17 protein-coding genes and 1 pseudogene are annotated in these 15,474 nt (G+C 65.4%); 7 read left to right on the top strand and 11 right to left on the bottom strand.

What is annotated here, in order from left to right; translation table 11 throughout:
* Window positions 1-8: 8 nt before the first annotated feature.
* On the top strand, window positions 9-248 hold the full coding sequence (locus tag ACS5PM_RS20510) for a hypothetical protein (protein ID WP_439389541.1): 240 nt from the start codon (window positions 9-11) through the stop codon (window positions 246-248).
* A 147-nt stretch (window positions 249-395) separates the two neighbouring features.
* A complete protein-coding gene (locus ACS5PM_RS20515; protein WP_439389542.1) occupies window positions 396-815 on the top strand; it encodes a hypothetical protein in 420 nt (139 codons plus the stop codon).
* A gap of 31 nt (window positions 816-846) precedes the next feature.
* Here ACS5PM_RS20515 and ACS5PM_RS20520 read toward each other — a convergent pair whose 3' ends face one another.
* Both ACS5PM_RS20520 and ACS5PM_RS20525 read right to left on the bottom strand, forming a co-directional pair.
* On the bottom strand, window positions 847-1,167 hold the full coding sequence (locus tag ACS5PM_RS20520; RefSeq protein WP_439389543.1) for a type II toxin-antitoxin system RelE/ParE family toxin: 321 nt from the start codon (window positions 1,165-1,167) through the stop codon (window positions 847-849).
* A complete protein-coding gene (locus ACS5PM_RS20525; RefSeq protein ID WP_439389544.1) occupies window positions 1,164-1,445 on the bottom strand; it encodes a YlcI/YnfO family protein in 282 nt (93 codons plus the stop codon). The genes ACS5PM_RS20520 and ACS5PM_RS20525 overlap by 4 nt, the downstream gene beginning before the upstream one ends.
* A gap of 80 nt (window positions 1,446-1,525) precedes the next feature.
* Here ACS5PM_RS20525 and ACS5PM_RS20530 point away from each other — a divergent pair.
* Window positions 1,526-2,014 (top strand): annotated as a pseudogene (locus ACS5PM_RS20530) (IS91 family transposase); the annotation flags it as partial.
* A gap of 394 nt (window positions 2,015-2,408) precedes the next feature.
* Here ACS5PM_RS20530 and ACS5PM_RS20535 read toward each other — a convergent pair.
* Window positions 2,409-3,323: an ADP-ribosylglycohydrolase family protein gene (locus tag ACS5PM_RS20535; protein WP_439389545.1), complete on the bottom strand. Its 915-nt coding sequence runs from the start codon at window positions 3,321-3,323 to the stop codon at window positions 2,409-2,411.
* 15 nt (window positions 3,324-3,338) lie between these two features.
* The gene (locus ACS5PM_RS20540) at window positions 3,339-4,106 is read right to left on the bottom strand and encodes an NUDIX hydrolase (protein WP_439389546.1); all 768 of its coding nucleotides are present in this window, start codon (window positions 4,104-4,106) and stop codon (window positions 3,339-3,341) included.
* Between the two features lie 93 nt (window positions 4,107-4,199).
* Between ACS5PM_RS20540 and ACS5PM_RS20545 the strand changes: the two genes are divergently transcribed.
* Genes ACS5PM_RS20545 through ACS5PM_RS20560 form a run of 4 tightly spaced genes read left to right on the top strand, consistent with a single transcriptional unit; the run spans window position 4,200 to window position 7,409 of the window.
* A complete protein-coding gene (locus ACS5PM_RS20545; protein WP_439389547.1) occupies window positions 4,200-5,261 on the top strand; it encodes an SPFH domain-containing protein in 1,062 nt (353 codons plus the stop codon).
* A complete protein-coding gene (locus ACS5PM_RS20550) occupies window positions 5,245-6,180 on the top strand; it encodes a diacylglycerol kinase catalytic domain-containing protein (protein WP_439389548.1) in 936 nt (311 codons plus the stop codon). The genes ACS5PM_RS20545 and ACS5PM_RS20550 overlap by 17 nt, the downstream gene beginning before the upstream one ends.
* Window positions 6,181-6,218: 38 nt before the next feature.
* Window positions 6,219-6,782: an RNA 2'-phosphotransferase gene (locus ACS5PM_RS20555; protein WP_439389550.1), complete on the top strand. Its 564-nt coding sequence runs from the start codon at window positions 6,219-6,221 to the stop codon at window positions 6,780-6,782.
* A gap of 21 nt (window positions 6,783-6,803) precedes the next feature.
* Window positions 6,804-7,409 (top strand): DUF4291 domain-containing protein, encoded by a 606-nt coding sequence (locus ACS5PM_RS20560; protein ID WP_439389747.1) that lies wholly within the window; start codon window positions 6,804-6,806, stop codon window positions 7,407-7,409.
* Here ACS5PM_RS20560 and ACS5PM_RS20565 read toward each other — a convergent pair.
* The 7 genes from ACS5PM_RS20565 to ACS5PM_RS20595 all read right to left on the bottom strand — a co-directional run bounded on the left by ACS5PM_RS20565 (window position 7,367) and on the right by ACS5PM_RS20595 (window position 14,952).
* Window positions 7,367-8,404 carry an AAA family ATPase gene (locus tag ACS5PM_RS20565; RefSeq protein WP_439389551.1) on the bottom strand — a complete coding sequence of 346 codons (1,038 nt, stop codon included), beginning with the start codon at window positions 8,402-8,404 and terminating at the stop codon, window positions 7,367-7,369. The two genes, ACS5PM_RS20560 and ACS5PM_RS20565, sit on opposite strands and share 43 nt — an antisense overlap.
* An 11-nt stretch (window positions 8,405-8,415) precedes the next feature.
* Window positions 8,416-9,006: a nicotinamide riboside transporter PnuC gene (pnuC, locus tag ACS5PM_RS20570; RefSeq protein ID WP_439389552.1), complete on the bottom strand. Its 591-nt coding sequence runs from the start codon at window positions 9,004-9,006 to the stop codon at window positions 8,416-8,418.
* Window positions 9,003-10,067 (bottom strand): bifunctional nicotinamide-nucleotide adenylyltransferase/Nudix hydroxylase, encoded by a 1,065-nt coding sequence (locus tag ACS5PM_RS20575; RefSeq protein ID WP_439389553.1) that lies wholly within the window; start codon window positions 10,065-10,067, stop codon window positions 9,003-9,005. The genes pnuC and ACS5PM_RS20575 overlap by 4 nt, the downstream gene beginning before the upstream one ends.
* Before the next feature lie 11 nt (window positions 10,068-10,078).
* Window positions 10,079-11,779, bottom strand: coding sequence for an NAD+ synthase (locus tag ACS5PM_RS20580; protein ID WP_439389554.1), 1,701 nt, complete (start codon window positions 11,777-11,779; stop codon window positions 10,079-10,081).
* 9 nt (window positions 11,780-11,788) lie between these two features.
* Window positions 11,789-12,976 (bottom strand): nicotinate phosphoribosyltransferase, encoded by a 1,188-nt coding sequence (gene pncB / locus ACS5PM_RS20585; protein ID WP_439389555.1) that lies wholly within the window; start codon window positions 12,974-12,976, stop codon window positions 11,789-11,791.
* A 35-nt stretch (window positions 12,977-13,011) separates the two neighbouring features.
* A complete protein-coding gene (locus ACS5PM_RS20590; RefSeq protein WP_439389556.1) occupies window positions 13,012-13,872 on the bottom strand; it encodes a cysteine hydrolase family protein in 861 nt (286 codons plus the stop codon).
* A 147-nt stretch (window positions 13,873-14,019) separates the two neighbouring features.
* Window positions 14,020-14,952 carry a tyrosine-type recombinase/integrase gene (locus ACS5PM_RS20595; RefSeq protein ID WP_439389557.1) on the bottom strand — a complete coding sequence of 311 codons (933 nt, stop codon included), beginning with the start codon at window positions 14,950-14,952 and terminating at the stop codon, window positions 14,020-14,022.
* Between the last annotated feature and the right edge of the window lie 522 nt (window positions 14,953-15,474).

Here is a 15,474-nt window from a genome sequence, read left to right on the forward strand (position 1 = left end):
ACTAGGTGATGCCCGCCTCCGAAGACCGCGTCGACGTGACGATCCGGATCGATCCGGCGCAGGCCGCCGCGGGCTTCGACGAGATCGTGCAGCGCCTGGCGAAGGCAGGCCTGGTCGATCTTCAAACGCACCCTCGTTTCGGCATCGTTAACGGAACGGTGACGACCTCGGCGTTGTCGGCGATGCGGAAGGTGCCTGGCGTCCTGTCAGTGCGCGAGGATCGGCGCTACGGCCTGAGCAAAGGTTGAGCTGGCAGTTCGGGCGTGACGTCAACGCCTAGGCACTTGAGTAACTCGGCGAAGTGCTCGTCCATGGGATCGCTTTGCAGGTGCATTGAGTCCGGCCGGCCGGCGATGCGCCCATTGAAGTTGGCGTAGTACCCTCTCGAACGCTTGATGAAAACGAGCCGCGTGCTGACGTCCACCTCGGTGGCCCGGGCGGTGCGTCCGTCGCGGCACCCCCTTGTCCTTCCGTTCCCTTTCGCCACGCTTGTTGGCGCGAACCGTCCGCTGCCCGGTGACATGTGTGATCTGCACGTATCGGGCGAGCAGCTTATTGCCGCGCTCCAGCACCTGGCACGAACCGATGAGGCAGGGCGGCGAGCGATCGACCTGCAGAGTCGGGCCATGGCCGACGCGGCGCGGGTGGCCTTCGGCGCCGAGCTCGGTGCGACCATGCAGCGGCTGCAATCGAACTCGCCACCGCGGCTTGCACGATCGACCCGGCATTGGGAGCGGTGGCTGACACACGCCGTGGCCGCAGTCGCGGCGTCTGCTGTGACCTGGTGGTTGGCCGCCTACGTGTGTGCGCGATGAGTGCCGGCCCTGCGAATGGCCGCTCGCCGCTTCAGTGGTGGTAGTCGTCTTCGAGCTGGTGCCGCACTGCCACGACCACCACGTTCGAGGCGTCCTCGATGTCGAACAGCGCGACATACCCCGAATGCCCGAAGGGGATGATCAGTTCCCGCAGGAAGGGGCTTTGGCCCGCCTTGCGGCAGGTGAAGGGCGAGGTCTTGAGCGTGGCGATGCCCGCGCGCAACGCGGCCAGCGCCTGCTCGGGCAGGGCCAGGTCCCCGCCTTCGCGCGCCAGCTCGCGCTCGAGCACGAAGTCGAACAGCCGCTCGAGGTCCGCCTCGGCGCCCCGCGTCAGGCGGACCTTGAAACTCACTTGCGCTTCTTGGCCAGGCTTGCACGCGCGGCGTCGAGCTTGCGCTGCAGGCCCTGGAGGACCACGTCGGCGTCAACATAGTCGCCCGTCCGGCGGGCCTCGTCGCGCGAGCGCAGCCCGCGCGCGATGAATTCCGCCTGGACGCGGCGCCGTTCGACGCTGGCCCGGACCGACGCCTCGACGAACTCGGACAGGGTCTCGCCTTCGGCCAGCACGGACTCCACCTCGGCACGGAAGTCGGGCTCGACGCGGACGGACGGGATCGTGGCGGTCTTCATGCCGGCAGTGTATCGCAATTGCGCCACATGGTTGCAGACCGAGGCGGCGAGTCTCCTGTGAGGGGAGTCGCCGCCGGCCCTCCAGGCTGACGCCCCTGCGCGAATGCGAATGGGTGGTCTACGCCAAGCGCCCCTTCGCGGGGCCGCAGGCGGTGCTGGCCTACCTGTCCCGCTACACCCATCGGGTGGCCATCTCCAACAGTCGCCTCATCGCCTTGGACGAGCGCGGCGTGACCTTCCGCTGGAAGGACTACCGCGCCAAGGGCCGCACACGCTACAAGGCCATGACGCTCTCGGCGGGCGAGTTCATGCGCCGCTTCCTGCTGCACGTGCTTCCCGGAGGCTTCCACCGCATACGGCACTACGGGATGTTGGCCAACGGTTGCCGTCAATCCAGCTTGGCGCTCGCGCGGCAGCTGCTGGCCGTGCAGCCGGAGGCTGCGCAAGCCGACGCCGCTCCAACCAACCCGCCACCGACATTCATCTGCCGGCACTGCGGTCGCCCCATGATCGTCTTGCAGACCTTCACCAGGACGCCGGCGATCCGCGCTCCGCCTGTCTGTTCATGATCGCCACGACCGGCCACTGCTGCGTACCTTTGCCTGCCGCTGCCAAAGCACAGCAGGCACGGCAAGTTCGTACCCTGATGGACAAACGTTGGCATCCCTGCTCGCGATCCGCGACACGTGCCTCACCTTCAGCCGCCCGCACGACGGAAGGCGGCTGCATCAGCCCGGTGACCAATGCTCGCGTTGGCGCCATTCGCGGTGCAGCCGTGTCGCAATCACCATAGCGACGAGCAGTTTGAAGCGGCACGCCTACGCCGCGGTTTCCTCCCTAGAGGCTTGTCCGACACCTGCCCTCAGGTCGGTGTGGCTCCCTGCGTCGTGCCATGCACGGGCAGGTATCCGACAACCCTTAACTTGAACGGGCACGGCCCCCTGCGCCACGAGCGCACGCTCCTCACCGGCAAGAACCCCTCAACTCAGCCAACCCCACGGCCAGGCGGTCGATCTCGTCTCGCATGCACAAGCACTCCAGCCAGTCCCGAGGAATACCCTGCACGCCGAAATGCGCACCCGCCAGCTGCCCGACGATGGCGGCCGTGGTGTCTGCATCCTCTCCCAGGTTCACCGCACTCAGGACTGCTTCCTTGAACGAGTGGGAACGCGCAAAGCACCACAGCGCCGCTTCCAGTGACTCCACGCAATAGCCGGAGCCTCGGATCTGGCGCACTTCCTTGTTGAGGTAGGTCCGCCGCGCAAGTTCGTTCACTCGCTCGGAAGCAAAGTCAGCCCCGGCGCATATCAGCAGTTCCTCGCGGGACTGCCCTTCCAGGGCGTTCATCAGCACCTGGGAGAAGAGATCACAACAGTCGAGCGCTTCCGGTGCCGAATGGGTTGTGGCCGAGCTGAGGCGCGCATGCCGCCGAGCCTCCGCGCGGTCGGCCCGGAATGCCAACACCACGGGTGCGAGCCTCATCAGCGATCCATTGCCCGCGGTGGATGGGTCGATCGAGCCCGCCATGGGATCGCCCGTGACCTGGTAGCGCTGCAGCGCACGACAAACGGTCATTCCGATGTCGAAACAGTCCCCGGTCGAACTCAGGTAGCCCCACTGCCACCAGTTGATGTAGCGGTTCATCTGGTCCCGCGCGTCGAATCCCTCGCAGTGCAGCAGGCTTGTGGCCAGGCACAGGGCCATCGACGTGTCGTCGGTCCAGGCTCCGGCGGGCAGATCGAACGGTCCGCCGCCGAGCATGTCAGTCACAAGCGGAAAGCTGCCGCGCTCGGCGAACTCGACCGCCGTTCCAACAGCATCACCGCAGGCCAACCCAAGCAGGCAGCCGCGATACCGATCGACAAGTGAAATCTCCATGGCCGCCACTTCGAATCAATCGCCACTGCGTGGGCTGAACGTTCGTGGAAAGAACACCGGCGCGGCGCGATCCTTCAGCCGATAACCCATCGGCGGGCGATTCGAATCGCTCTCGACGTGACCGACCTCCTGCAGGAAGTCAGCCGCCATCATGCGAGTGCGGAAACCGCTCTTGTCCACGGGCCGCCCCAGCACGATTTCGTAGGCGCGCTGCAGTTGCGGCAGCGTGAAGGGCTCGGGCAGCAGGAAAGCCGGGAGGGAGGTGTACTCGACCTTGCTGCGCAACCGCTCAACCGCTGCCCTCAGGATCTCGCCATGGTCGAACGCCAGCTTCGTCTTCGGCGGCATCTGATCGACCGGGAACCAGGCGACGTCCGCCGCGTTGGCGCCGCGTACTAGTTTGACGTCGGCCGCGGGGATGAGTGCGAAGTAGGCATGCGTCGCCGACCAGCCACGCGGGTCCCGATCGGCGCTGCCCCAGCTTCCGAGCTGTTCGAGGTACGGGCTGGCCACGCCGGTCTTCTCCTTCAGCTTGCGGCGAGCGCAGCCCAAAAGATCACTATCGACATCGACATTGACGAAGCCGCCCGGCAGAGCCCACTGGGCCGGGAAGGGCTCGCTGGCGTCATCCGGTCGCTTGACCAGCAGTACCTCAAGCGAATCGCTCAGCACCGTGAAGATCACCACGTCCACGGTGGTGAAGGGGCGCGGGAAGTCCGGTACCGCCTTCGGATCGTTCCCTGCCTGCACCTTTCGGCTGGGCGTGGCGTTCTTGCTGACCATGCGTGTGGACCTCTTGACCTCGCACTTGATGGGTTGTACTGTACACCTTATTAAAGATGTACTGAGCAACTAACAACTTAGGGAAAGCCCATCATGTTCGGCATTCGCTATATCAAGACCCAACCCACCACCCACCTGCTGCAGTTCCGGGGCGGCAAGCTGACGCGCGAAGGCGCCGGCTTGTCCTTCTTCTACTATGCGCCGGCCACCACGCTGGTGGCCGTGCCGGTGGCAAGCCACGACCGCCCGTTCATCCTGGAGCTGGTCACCTCGGACTTCCAGAGTGTGACCGTTCAGGGGCAGGTGACCTACCGCATCAGGGAACCGCAGCGCACCGCTGCGATGATGGACTTCTCATTGCTGCCCGACGGCAAGACCTATGCCTCGGACGATCCGTCCCGCTTGGGTGACCGGGTCGTGCAGCAAGCCGAAGTGATCGTTCAGCAGGCAGTGCAGGCGCTGGACCTCAAGCAGGCTCTGCGCGCTTCGGCGCTCATCGCCCGCACGGCGCAGCGTGAGCTCGGTCTTCAACCTGAGATCGAGGCCCTCGGCCTGGAGATCCTGGGCGTATCGATCCTCAGCGTGAAGCCGACGCCCGACATTGCGCGCGCCCTTGAGGCCGAAGCGCGCGAGTCCAACCTGCAGGCGGCCGACGACGCGGTGTATTCGCGCCGCATGTCGGCAGTGGAAAAAGAGCGCGCGATCCGCCAGAACGAACTCGACACCGAAATTGCCGTCGAACAGAAGAAGCGCCAGATCAGCGAGACCAAGCTGGAAGCCAAGGCCGCGCTGATGCGCCGGGACAATGAGCTGCGCGCGGAGCAGATGGACTCGGACGTGGCGCTCGAAGACAGCCGCAAAGCCTTCGTCGCTGGCCAGGCCGCTAACAGCCGCACGCTGGCCGAAGCCGAAGCCCACCGAGTGTCCAGTGTCATGCAGGCGCTGCAGCAGGCAGACCCACGCATCGTGCAGGCCTTGGCCGCGGCCGGCATGCAGCCCGCCCAGCTGATCGCCCAGGCCTTCGGTGGCCTGGCTGAGAACGCGGGCCGCATCGGACAGCTGAACCTGTCGCCCGACCTGCTGCAGGCGTTAATGAGCCAAGGCACTGGCCAGACAGAGGACCCACAGAGGAACGGTCGTGAGCGCAGCCGCTGAACGCAAGGTCGTCCTGGTCACCCGCAAGACGCGGCTGCAGGAGCTGCTGGCGCGGTATCACACGCTGGGGCAGGCCCGCTTTTACATCGAGCACCTTGGTGCGGACTTTGGCGACTACGTACAGGAGGAGCTGGCCTACGAGGCCAGCCTGCGCACCGCGCGCGAAGCCCTGAACCAGTGGGGCCGGCACCAGGTGCTGGACCGCGCACACCTGCCGAACTTCGTGTTCAGCGCGGAAGACATCGTGGTGGCGCTCGGCCAGGACGGCCTGGTAGCCAACACGATGAAGTACCTGGACGGGCAACCCCTGCTGGGCGTGAACCCGGAGCCGTCGCGTTGGGATGGCGTGCTGCTGCCATTCGAACCCGGTGCCCTGGCCAGCATACTGGCCGAGGTAGCCCGGGATCGCCGGCCGACCAAGGCGGTGACGATGGCCGAGGCTCGCCTGTCGGACGGGCAGACGATGCGGGCAGTGAACGACCTCTTCATCGGGCCGCGCAGCCATGCGTCGGCGCTGTACGACATCGCCCTCGGTGACCGTGTCGAGCACCAGTCCTCGTCCGGCGTGATCGTCGCGACCGGGCTGGGGTCGACCGCATGGCTGAAAAGCGTGGTCACGGGGTCCTTGGCGTTGACCGCGGCCGTCGGTCGAAGGACAAGCACGGCCGCGTACCAGCCCACTGCCTGGGACGCTGAGCGCTTGACCTTTGCGGTGCGCGAGCCCTTCCCGACGCGCAGCTCGCAGGCAACGTTGGTCTACGGCGCCGTCACGAAGGCGCAACCCTTGCGATTGCGCTCGCGCATGCCCGAGCACGGCGTGATCTTCTCAGACGGGATGGAGGCGGATTTCCTGCGCTTCACCGCCGGCATGGAGGCAACGATCGGTCTGGCCCGGACGCGGGGCCAATTGGTGCTGTAGCCGCCAATCGAAAGCAAAATGACAACCAAGAGAACAACATGACTTCAAACACCAAGCTGACATCGATCAGCAAGTTCCTCAGCCTCGTGCTGCGACACGAGCCGCAGCACATTGGACTCGAGCTGGACGAGGCCGGCTGGACGCCGGTCGACGCCCTTCTGCACAAGGCGGCGCAAGCCGGGCGCCCGATTTCGCGCGCGGAGTTGGACCAAGTCGTCGCCACCAGCGACAAGAAGCGTTTCGCGTTCAGCGACGATGGCCTGCGCATTCGCGCCAACCAGGGCCACTCGGTCGATGTCGACCTCGGCCTGCCGCCCGTTCCGCCGCCCGATGTGCTGTACCACGGCACGGCTTCGCGCTTTCGCGATGCGATCCTGCGCGACGGTCTGCAGCGCCGAGAACGGCACCATGTGCATCTGACCGAGAGCGTGGCCACCGCCATGTCCGTCGGCCAGCGCTATGGTCAGCCGGTGCTGCTGCGCATCGACGCGCGCCGGATGGCGGCCGCGGGATACGAGTTCCGCTGCTCGGCCAATGGAGTCTGGCTGGTGGACAGCGTGCCGCCCGAGTTCCTGGAGGTGCAGCCATGGACGACACCGTGACGCTGCAAACCGCAGCCCTACCTGGCCCAGTGCCAGCGCTGGCCTGCTGAGGGCCAGCACATCCTCGCCCACTTCGACGACAGCAGCGTGGTCGTCTACCAGGCGTATCGACCCTCCACCGGCCAGTATGCGATCACCCATGGCCGCCTGGGCGGTCCCGACTTCAGCTTCAATCGCATGAGCTGGATCAAGCCCAACTTCCTGTGGATGATGTTCCGTTCGGGTTGGGGCACCAAGCCGGGCCAGGAGATCACCCTGGGCCTGAGGATCCGACGGCCGTTCTTCGATTCCCTGCTGCAGCAGGCCGTGGCCTCGTCGTTCGATGCGTCACGGCACGCCTCGGAGCAAGACTGGAAGGCAGCCGTCGAAGCCTCCGAGGTGCGCCAGCAGTGGGACCCTGACCATGCGCCTGACGGTTCGAAGGTGGCAAGACGCGCGATCCAGCTCGGCCTGCGTGGCGAGGCGCTGCGTGCGCTGGCGGGCCCCGAGTTGCTGGAAGTCATCGACATGACGCCATTCGTCGAAGCGCAGCGCGCGCACTCCGCAGGCGACTGGGCTGGGCTGCAGAGCCCGGTCGAGCTTGTCTACGAACCCTCGAGCCACGCTGCCGCTGCGGCGACCCGCTGATCGAGGCTGCCAGAGGCTTCGTGGACGGGCACTTCGAGCAATGCCATCTGCTCGAGGTACCAGGCATGCTGCGTCAATCGGAAACCTTCTTCGCGCCGGGTGCCATCCTGCACGAAGGAGAAGTCCGGCAAGCACAGCACCACCGCGTCGTAGGGCCGCTGGGCCAGCTCAACGAGCGCTGGGTCGGCACGGCCGAACATCCACAGGCTGTAGCCAAGGGTGGTCAACGGCGAGGTGTCGCAGAACAGGAGCCCGCGCACCTGCCGGGCGGCCTGTTTCTCGCGCCGAATCTGTTCCTGCGCGATTCGCAGCAAGTCTGATTCACTCAGAGCGCCACCCTGCTCTTCCCACAGTTGGCGGCCGTATTCCGGCACCCAATCGGTCTGGAAGCGCTGGGCGAGCGCTTGAGCCAAGGTGGTCTTGCCGCTGGATTCACCGCCCAGCAGCACAACGCGCCGCACGAACGAAGCTGCCACCTCGGGTGCCATCCATACCCGGTGATTGAGTGGGTCCTGGCGAATGCGTGTTGCGCTGATCGGCACCTGACTGCGTTCTCGGTCCACGACCACGGCTCGCACGGTCTTGCCCAATGCCGCCGACAGCGTTGCCGCGCAGGGCGATCCGTAGTCCTCGCTGCAGAACATCACATCCGGCGAGCGCCGCAGCACGTCGCGCAACAGCCAAGCCAGAAAGGCCTGGTGCGTTGCATCGTCAGCCGCGTTGTCGGGCAATGGCTGGAAGGCCACGCCATGCTGCGTGCAGGCACTACGCAGCCACCTGTCGTCGATGACCACCGACTCATGGTCCGGAAAGCGATCCGCCAGCCAACCACGCCGAGAATCGACGTCGCAACGATCGAACTCGGGTTTGGTGTAGCTGAGGATCAGCAGGCGCTCGCACTGCGCAGCGGCCTGCGCCACCAGGTATTCGTGCCCGAGGTGCAAGGGGGCGAGCTTTCCCACCACCAAGCCCAGCCGAAAGCGCGACCCTGCCATCGCGCCCACCATTACACCGGAATCGCGCTGGGCGACAAGGCCAACTTCGCGTCACGGCGCCAGCGCCACCAGCCGTACCAGGCGTTGAACCAGTAGGCCGTGTACAGAGCTGCGGTCAGCCAAAGTTCCCGCGAAGCGTACAGAGGCACCGACAAAGTGTTGACGACGAGCCAGATCGGCCACGTCTCGATCTGGCGCTGCATCAACAGGCATTGCGCGATCACGCTCAGCGCCAGCACGGCCGAGTCCACGTAGGGCATCCAGGCGTCTGTGAAGCGATGCAGCAGCCCGCCGTACCCCACCGTCACGACCAGCGCGGCCAGCCCCATCCACGCCAACGTGGCTGCAGAGGCACGCGTGATTGGCCGTTCCTGCACCGGCGCGCCAGGCTTGGCATGGCGCCACTGGTACCAGCCGACGATGCTCGTCAGGACAAAGAAGACCTGTAGCGTGACATCGGCATAGAGCCGGCTCTCGAAGAACTGGAAGCCGAACAGCGTGCAGCCGACGATGCCGGTGATCCAGGTGTGCACGCTGTTGCGGGCCGACAGCCAGATCGACCAGGCCGTGATGACGTTCGCGGCGAGCTCGAGCGGCGTCATGGTTCGCGCCGGCTTTCCGTCAGGCCGAGGAAGTGGTCGAGCATGTGGAAGTGGTCGTCGTGGAAGCGGTCTTCCAGGGCAGGCAGCTGCTCGATGGGCACCCACTCGACCGATTCCGCATCATCGTCGGCGCGCACCTCCGGCAACTCGCGCTCCCCCAGGTCGAAGTAGTGGGCGTGCGTGATGGTGCGGCCACGCAGGCTGCGGTCCGGGTGGTCGAAGACAGCCACCTCTCGCAGGCATTGCCGCATCGTGTCGGCCAGGAGATTCAGGTGGGTCTCTTCCTCGAGCTCGCGAAGTGCCGACTGGTATGCGGTCTCGCGCTGCTCGATGAAGCCGCCTGGCACGGCGTAGAGCCCACGTCCCGGCGCCTTTCCGCGGCGAATGAGGAGCACCCGATCTGCGCAACGCACGATTGCATCGACGGTCACGAACACCGGCGGATACGGCGCAGTGCGCCAGGCGGCTCGGTAGTCCCGCAGCATCTGCCATTCGGTGGTCAGGTCGGCGGCGAATGGCAGCGCCGTCCAAGCGCGCAAGAACGCCAGGGTCGACGGCGGAGCCTGGTCGACCAGAGAACCAAGCATCGCATCGATGTCAGCCGGTGCCGCGCCGAACAGCGCGTCGCGAAGGTGGGTACCGTCGGCCCCTGGCAGCCGCTCGACCGAGATCAAGGCCCAGCCAGGAAACCCGCGCAGATATTGACTGGTGGCATCCTTGAAGTGCCCCACCAACGCCATGTTGGCGGACCGCGTTCCCTGCAGCAGGCCGGCGACGCCTTCGCGCACAGCCTGCACCCAGCGCGCCTCGTCGTAGTGGTCGCGCACTGCCAAAAAGCTCACCCGGGCGCGATCTGCCTCCGGCAACGTCAGGCGAATCATCTCTGCCCGCTCGGTCCAGGTGAACGGATTCTTGGGCGAGCGAGCCTGATGAGCCGAGCCGATCACCACCACGCATCGCGGTGCCACCTCGAGCGCGCGCTGCAAGAGCACGAGATGTGCGTTGTGGAAGGGCTGGAAACGTCCGATCAGGACGGCCACATCGGGCTGGGGTGAGCTCATAGCGCCGGCCTTCACACGAATTTCGCCGCAATGGGCATCTGCCGGCCCGTACCGAAGGCGCGCGATCGCACGCGGATGATCGGCGGAGCCTGCCGGCGCTTGTACTCGTTGCGAGCAATCATGCCGCGAACGCGCTGCACCAGCGCGTCGCCTGCCGGGTCCGCTCGCAGGCGAGCGACGAACGCCGTAGCCTCTTCCCACTCTGCGGTCGAGAGTCGCCTTCCCTCGATCAGCAGCTTGAGGATCTCGTCGAGCACTGGATATGGCGGCAGGCTGTCTGTATCGCGCTGGCCGGGAGCCAGCTCGGCCGACGGTTCCTTGTCGATGATGGCTTGGGGGATGAGCTCGCGGCCCGCGGCCTCGTTGAGGTGCCGCGAGAGAGCGAACACCTCCGTCTTGTACAGGTCACCGATCAAGCCCAGGCCACCGTTGGTGTCTCCGTACAGGGTGCAGTAGCCGACCGAAATTTCGGACTTGTTGCCGGTGGTCAGCAGCAGGTGGCCGAAGCTGTTCGAGTACTCCATCAGCACGGTCCCGCGCACGCGAGCCTGAAGGTTTTCGAGCGGCAGCCCCTGCAACGGTCGCCCGAAGCTGGCTTCGAACTGCTGTGACAGCGCCGCCACCGTCTCGGCGATCGGGTGGGTGTCCAAGGTGATGCCAAGATTTCGGCACAGCACCACCGAATCGTCGACCGAGCCGGCCGACGAATAGACTGAAGGCATGGTGATCGCGGCGACGTTCTCCGCGCCCAGTGCTTCAACGGCCAGGGCGAGCGTCAACGCGCTGTCGATCCCGCCGGACGAGCCGACCACCGCCCGCTGGAAGCCGCAACGTCGGGCGTAGTCGCGCAAACCCAGGACGATCTGCGCTCGGTAGAAAGCCATGGTCGACAGGCCAGCGGTGTCCACATCGGGCAGCAAGCCACCGTCGCGCGCCAGAAAACGGCCCTCATCGAGCTGCAGCGTCGTGACGTCCTCTGCAAAGCGCCGGGCTTCGAAAGTGACTCGACCCGTCGGTTCCACCGCGAATGAAGCGCCATCGAAGACAGTCTGGTCCTGCCCGCCGACCTGGTTGACATACAGCAGCGGCAGGCCGTGGCGGCGGCTGGCGGCAGCGAAGATCTGGTGGCGCTGCTCGCGCTTGCCGATGTTGGAGGGGCTGGCGTTGATCGAGACCACCAGATCGGGCGCCGCATCGGCCAACCGGGCAAACGGGTTCACCAGGTAGTCCTGCCCCTCGTCATTCCAGCCGTCCTCGCAGATCATCAGACCAACCTGTGCGCTGCCGATGCGCAGCACGCGAGCGACGTCCGGCCCCGGCTCGAAGTGTCGCCGCTCGTCGAAGATGTTGTAGGTGGGCAGCAACTGCTTGGCGTAGCGCAGCACGATCTCGCCGGCCTTGAGGACGACCAACGCGTTCTCCAGCGCCTTGCCCGGGCCACTGCGCGCCAGTGGCGCCCCGACGATCCAGTGAAGGCCCGGCAACTGGCGCGACGCCCGCTGGAGCGCTTCGAGACCCCGCTCGGCCTGGGCCAGAAAATCCGGCTCGTCGAGCAGGTCACCGGGGTAGTAGCCGGTTAGCGACAGTTCGGAAAACACAACCAGCTCGGCGCCGTCAATGGCGGCCTGCTGGGCCGCGGTGATCATCTTCGAGACGTTGCCGTCGATGTCGCCGACCGTGTAGTTGAGTTGGGCAATGGTGATCTTCAGCATGCCAACACCTCAGGCCTCGACCTTGAACACCTGGCGCAGGTAGGCCAGGAAGGTCTCATCCTTGCACAAGGTCTTGCCTGGCGAATCCGAGAGCTTGGCCACCGGCTGGCCGTTGCAGCGCACGAGCTTCATCACGATGTTCAGCGGCGTCAGCCCCACGTCGTTGCTCAGATTGGTGCCGATGCCGAAGCCCAGTTGCGTGCGGTCGGCGAAATGGCGATAGATCGCGAAGGCTGTGGGAAGGTCCAGCCCGTCGGAGAACACGAGACGCTTGGTGTGTGCATCGATGCGCAGTTTGGAGTAGTGCGCGAGCGCCTTCTCGCCCCACTCGATGGGGTCGCCCGAGTCGTGGCGCAGACCATCGAACAGCTTGGTGAAGTACAGGTCGAAATCGGCGAGGAAGGCATCCATGCCGACCACGTCAGTCAGTGCCACGCCCAAGTCGCCGCGATACTCCTGCACCCAATCTTCGAGCGCCGCCTTCTGGAAATCTCGCAGCCGCACGTCGAAGGCCTGGTAGGACTGCAGGTACTCGTGGGCCATCGTGCCGATCGCCACGAGTCCCAACTCCTTGGCCAGGTGAACGTTCGACGTGCCCTTGAAATACTGTGGAACCTCGCGCTGCAGCGTCCGGACAACCTCTTCCTGCCAAGCGCGCGAGAAGCGTCTGCGCACACCGAAGTCGAAGAATTCGAAGGGGTGCCGATGTTCGGGCTCAGTGGCCAGGCCACGCAGCAACCCTACCTTGGCGTCGAGGCGCCGCCGCCCTTCGATCAGCGCGGGACCGGCGTCAAAGCGCCGGAAATACAACTCGTTGACGATGGCCAGGACGTAGATCTCGAACGCCATCACGTGGACCTGCGGCCCGCTCGCGACGATCTCGAGCACGTCGCGGTCTGCTCGGGCCTGAACGAAGCGACGCTGGAACTTGAAGATGCGCAGGAAATCGACGAAATCCGGCTTCACGTAACGCAAGCCACCCAGATAGCACAGTTCGTCCTCGGTAAAGGCCAGCGTACACAGGTGATCGAGCTGCTCGTCGACGTCGGCCAACAGCTCTGCCAACGGGAAGGCGCTGGCGTTGCGGCAGACGAAGCGGTATTCGGCCTGCGCCTGCGGGTGCCGATGCAGCATGGTCTGCCACATCGTGAACTTGTACAGATCGGTGTCCAGCAGACTGCGAATGATGGGGGTCATGGTGCGATTCTCGAATGGCGCCGGGAGAACATTCGTCAGGCATTGGCTTGCAGCAGCGGCAGAACCTCTGCCGCCGTGGCCAATTGCACGCCGCGAGCGCGCATGTCCGTGAAGAACGCTTCGTGCTGCGATTCGAAGCCACCGACGGGGCTCATGCAGTCGGTCAGCAGCGTGATGCGCTCAGGGCGTCCTCCGGGCAGGTGGGCCACGATGTGCTCAGTCGTCGCCTTGACGCAATGGCTGCTGGCCTCGCCGGCAATCAGGATCATGTCGGCGCGATCCAGATGGGCGAGCAGGGCTTCGTTGAGTTGGGTGTGCTCGTCATCCATGTCGGGTACTTCCGCCTGCATGGCGCTGTAGTGCTCTGTCCAGGGGTTCTCGCCCTTGGTGACTTTCTGCACCACCCGCAGTGCGCTCTCCTCCCACGCGTTGTAGGCGACGCGCAGGTCGGCGTGCACGTTGTGGCCCCAGCTTCCGATCTCGCAGTGGATGGGCCACACCATCAGCGTGTAGCGGCCGCGCGCTTCCAGTTCGTCCAGGTAGGCGAGCGTGCGGGGGAGCGCCGAGGGGTCACGTGGTACGAAGCTCCCTGCCCTGACTTGCTGAGCGGTGATCGGTGTGAATGGCGTTACCGCCGAGCCATCTCGCTGACGCCAGAACGTTGGATGCGCAATGTCCAGGCGCTGGTGCGAATCGAGCGTGATGGCGATGTCGGTGAGGCCTGCCCCGCCGTCGCGGATCAGGCCGGCAAGGCGCTGCATGTCTGCATGGGCGCCTGCAACGGGCAGCGCTGGTCTTACCACGTCGCCTGCTGCGTCGCGCGACAAATAGGCCTCGGGCAGGTCACAGAAGTCGTTCTGCGGGTCGATGACCAGGAGTTGAATGTGTCGGGTCATTTAGTGCCTCCATCCATTGAGTGAATCCACTATATCTCAACAAGTTGTTTTATACAACTTAATGGCGGAGCAGCGAGCAACGCGAGTCAGGGACAGAACGGCCGCCCCGAAAGCCTTGAAGGATGCGACCAAGCCGAAAGCGAACGCCTAGAGCCTCCGCAACTGATCCAAGTAGTCCGCCCACTTGGCCATCAACTCGCGGCGCTGATCCAGGTACTGTGTTCGGTTGTAGGCTTTGCCAAGTGCATCGGGAACTGCGTGTGCCAGCTGGGACTCGATGACCTCGGCAGGAAAGCCCAGCCGCTCTGCGGCCATCGTCCGAGCCATGGCGCGAAAGCCATGCGCCGACATGTCGTCGTTGCCATAGCCCATGCGCCGCAATGCGCTCCGCACGGTGTTGTCGCTCATCGGCCGCTCGTCGCTGAGCAACGACGGAAAGACGTAGCGCGCCTTGCCCGTGAAGGGCTGCAACTCTCGCAAAACCTCCAGCGCCTGACGAGCCAAGGGCACCAGGTGAGGTGGTCCCTTGGCCTTTTCCTCCTTGCGGCGCTTCATCATCGCGCCCGGAGTGGAGATCGTCGCGGCGTCGAAGTCCACCCAAGACCATTCAATCTGGCGCAGCTCGCCGGGCCGCAAGAACAGCAAGGCTGACAGCGCAAGGGCAGCGCGCGTCACCGGATTCCCCTTGTACTCGCCCATGGCGCGCAGCAGCTCGGCCGCCCGGCCAGGCTCGACGATGGCAGCAAGGTGCCGGCTAGGCACCGGCGGCAGCGCGTCGCGCAGTTCGCTGGCAGGGTTGCGCGCACACAGGCCTGAGGCGATCCCATAGCGAAACACCTGTCCGCACGCATCCTTGGCCCGATGCGTGGTTTCGATCGCTCCCCGCCCGACAATTCGACGCAGGCAGGCCAGCAACTCGCGCGGCTCGATGGCATCGATCGGCCGGCGCCCGATCCACGGAAAGATGTCCTGCTCGAGGCGAATGCGCGTCCGCTCCGCATGACCCTCGCTCACTTTGGCGCTGTGCACGGTGGCGAGCCATTCGCGCGCAACGGCCTCGAACGAGCCAGCCGGGGTCACTTGAACCACCTATGAGAATCGACCCGTTTCTCATTGAGTTACTGCATTTGTTACTGCGGAAAATTCGTTGTCCAGGTGACACACGAACCGGCGTCCGCATGCGCAATTTTGTAGCGGTGACGGCGGGGACGCGGTGCAGGACACCCTAAGTCCTTGTCGCGCTCAAAAGCCTTGTGCCCGCTCTCGAATGTTGCGTCCCCGTCGCAGCGTGGCGGCGGGGACACCACGGCCAAGACCGGCAAGGCAACTCCGTCGCGAAAGCTCGGCAGCTCGGTAGCTCCCTGCAAGTGGCCGCCCGCATCGACGCAAGCATCATTTGGGCGCCTGCGAATCCTCGCCGAGGATCCCTCGAAGAGCTCCGCGGCACCCGCTGCGTCGACCGCCTCGGTCAAACCGTGGTGAAGGACACCCATACCGGCGCGGGGACACTCAGCTTCACCCGCCCTCGGTGGCACGCATCCACCTGCACACTTTGAATGCGTGGGGCCAGCCCGCGCGCGCCTGTTCGCTGGCCATCTGTGC

Origin of the sequence: Ideonella flava (assembly GCF_051857595.1) — a bacterium.
In the GTDB taxonomy this organism is placed as follows: domain Bacteria; phylum Pseudomonadota; class Gammaproteobacteria; order Burkholderiales; family Burkholderiaceae_C; genus Ideonella.

Excerpts from the sequence above, each read along its gene's own strand:
- pncB (WP_439389555.1), bottom strand. The coding sequence starts at position 12,976 with ATGACCCCCATCATTCGCAGTCTGCTGGACACCGATCTGTACAAGTTC.
- ACS5PM_RS20510 (WP_439389541.1), top strand. The coding sequence starts at position 9 with ATGCCCGCCTCCGAAGACCGCGTCGACGTGACGATCCGGATCGATCCG.
- ACS5PM_RS20545 (WP_439389547.1), top strand. The coding sequence starts at position 4,200 with ATGTTCGGCATTCGCTATATCAAGACCCAACCCACCACCCACCTGCTG.
- ACS5PM_RS20555 (WP_439389550.1), top strand. The coding sequence starts at position 6,219 with ATGACTTCAAACACCAAGCTGACATCGATCAGCAAGTTCCTCAGCCTC.
- ACS5PM_RS20590 (WP_439389556.1), bottom strand. The coding sequence starts at position 13,872 with ATGACCCGACACATTCAACTCCTGGTCATCGACCCGCAGAACGACTTC.
- ACS5PM_RS20515 (WP_439389542.1), top strand. The coding sequence starts at position 396 with ATGAAAACGAGCCGCGTGCTGACGTCCACCTCGGTGGCCCGGGCGGTG.
- ACS5PM_RS20580 (WP_439389554.1), bottom strand. The coding sequence starts at position 11,779 with ATGCTGAAGATCACCATTGCCCAACTCAACTACACGGTCGGCGACATC.
- ACS5PM_RS20565 (WP_439389551.1), bottom strand. The coding sequence starts at position 8,404 with ATGGCAGGGTCGCGCTTTCGGCTGGGCTTGGTGGTGGGAAAGCTCGCC.
- ACS5PM_RS20540 (WP_439389546.1), bottom strand. The coding sequence starts at position 4,106 with ATGGTCAGCAAGAACGCCACGCCCAGCCGAAAGGTGCAGGCAGGGAAC.
- pnuC (WP_439389552.1), bottom strand. The coding sequence starts at position 9,006 with ATGACGCCGCTCGAGCTCGCCGCGAACGTCATCACGGCCTGGTCGATC.
- ACS5PM_RS20575 (WP_439389553.1), bottom strand. The coding sequence starts at position 10,067 with ATGAGCTCACCCCAGCCCGATGTGGCCGTCCTGATCGGACGTTTCCAG.
- ACS5PM_RS20535 (WP_439389545.1), bottom strand. The coding sequence starts at position 3,323 with ATGGAGATTTCACTTGTCGATCGGTATCGCGGCTGCCTGCTTGGGTTG.
- ACS5PM_RS20525 (WP_439389544.1), bottom strand. The coding sequence starts at position 1,445 with ATGAAGACCGCCACGATCCCGTCCGTCCGCGTCGAGCCCGACTTCCGT.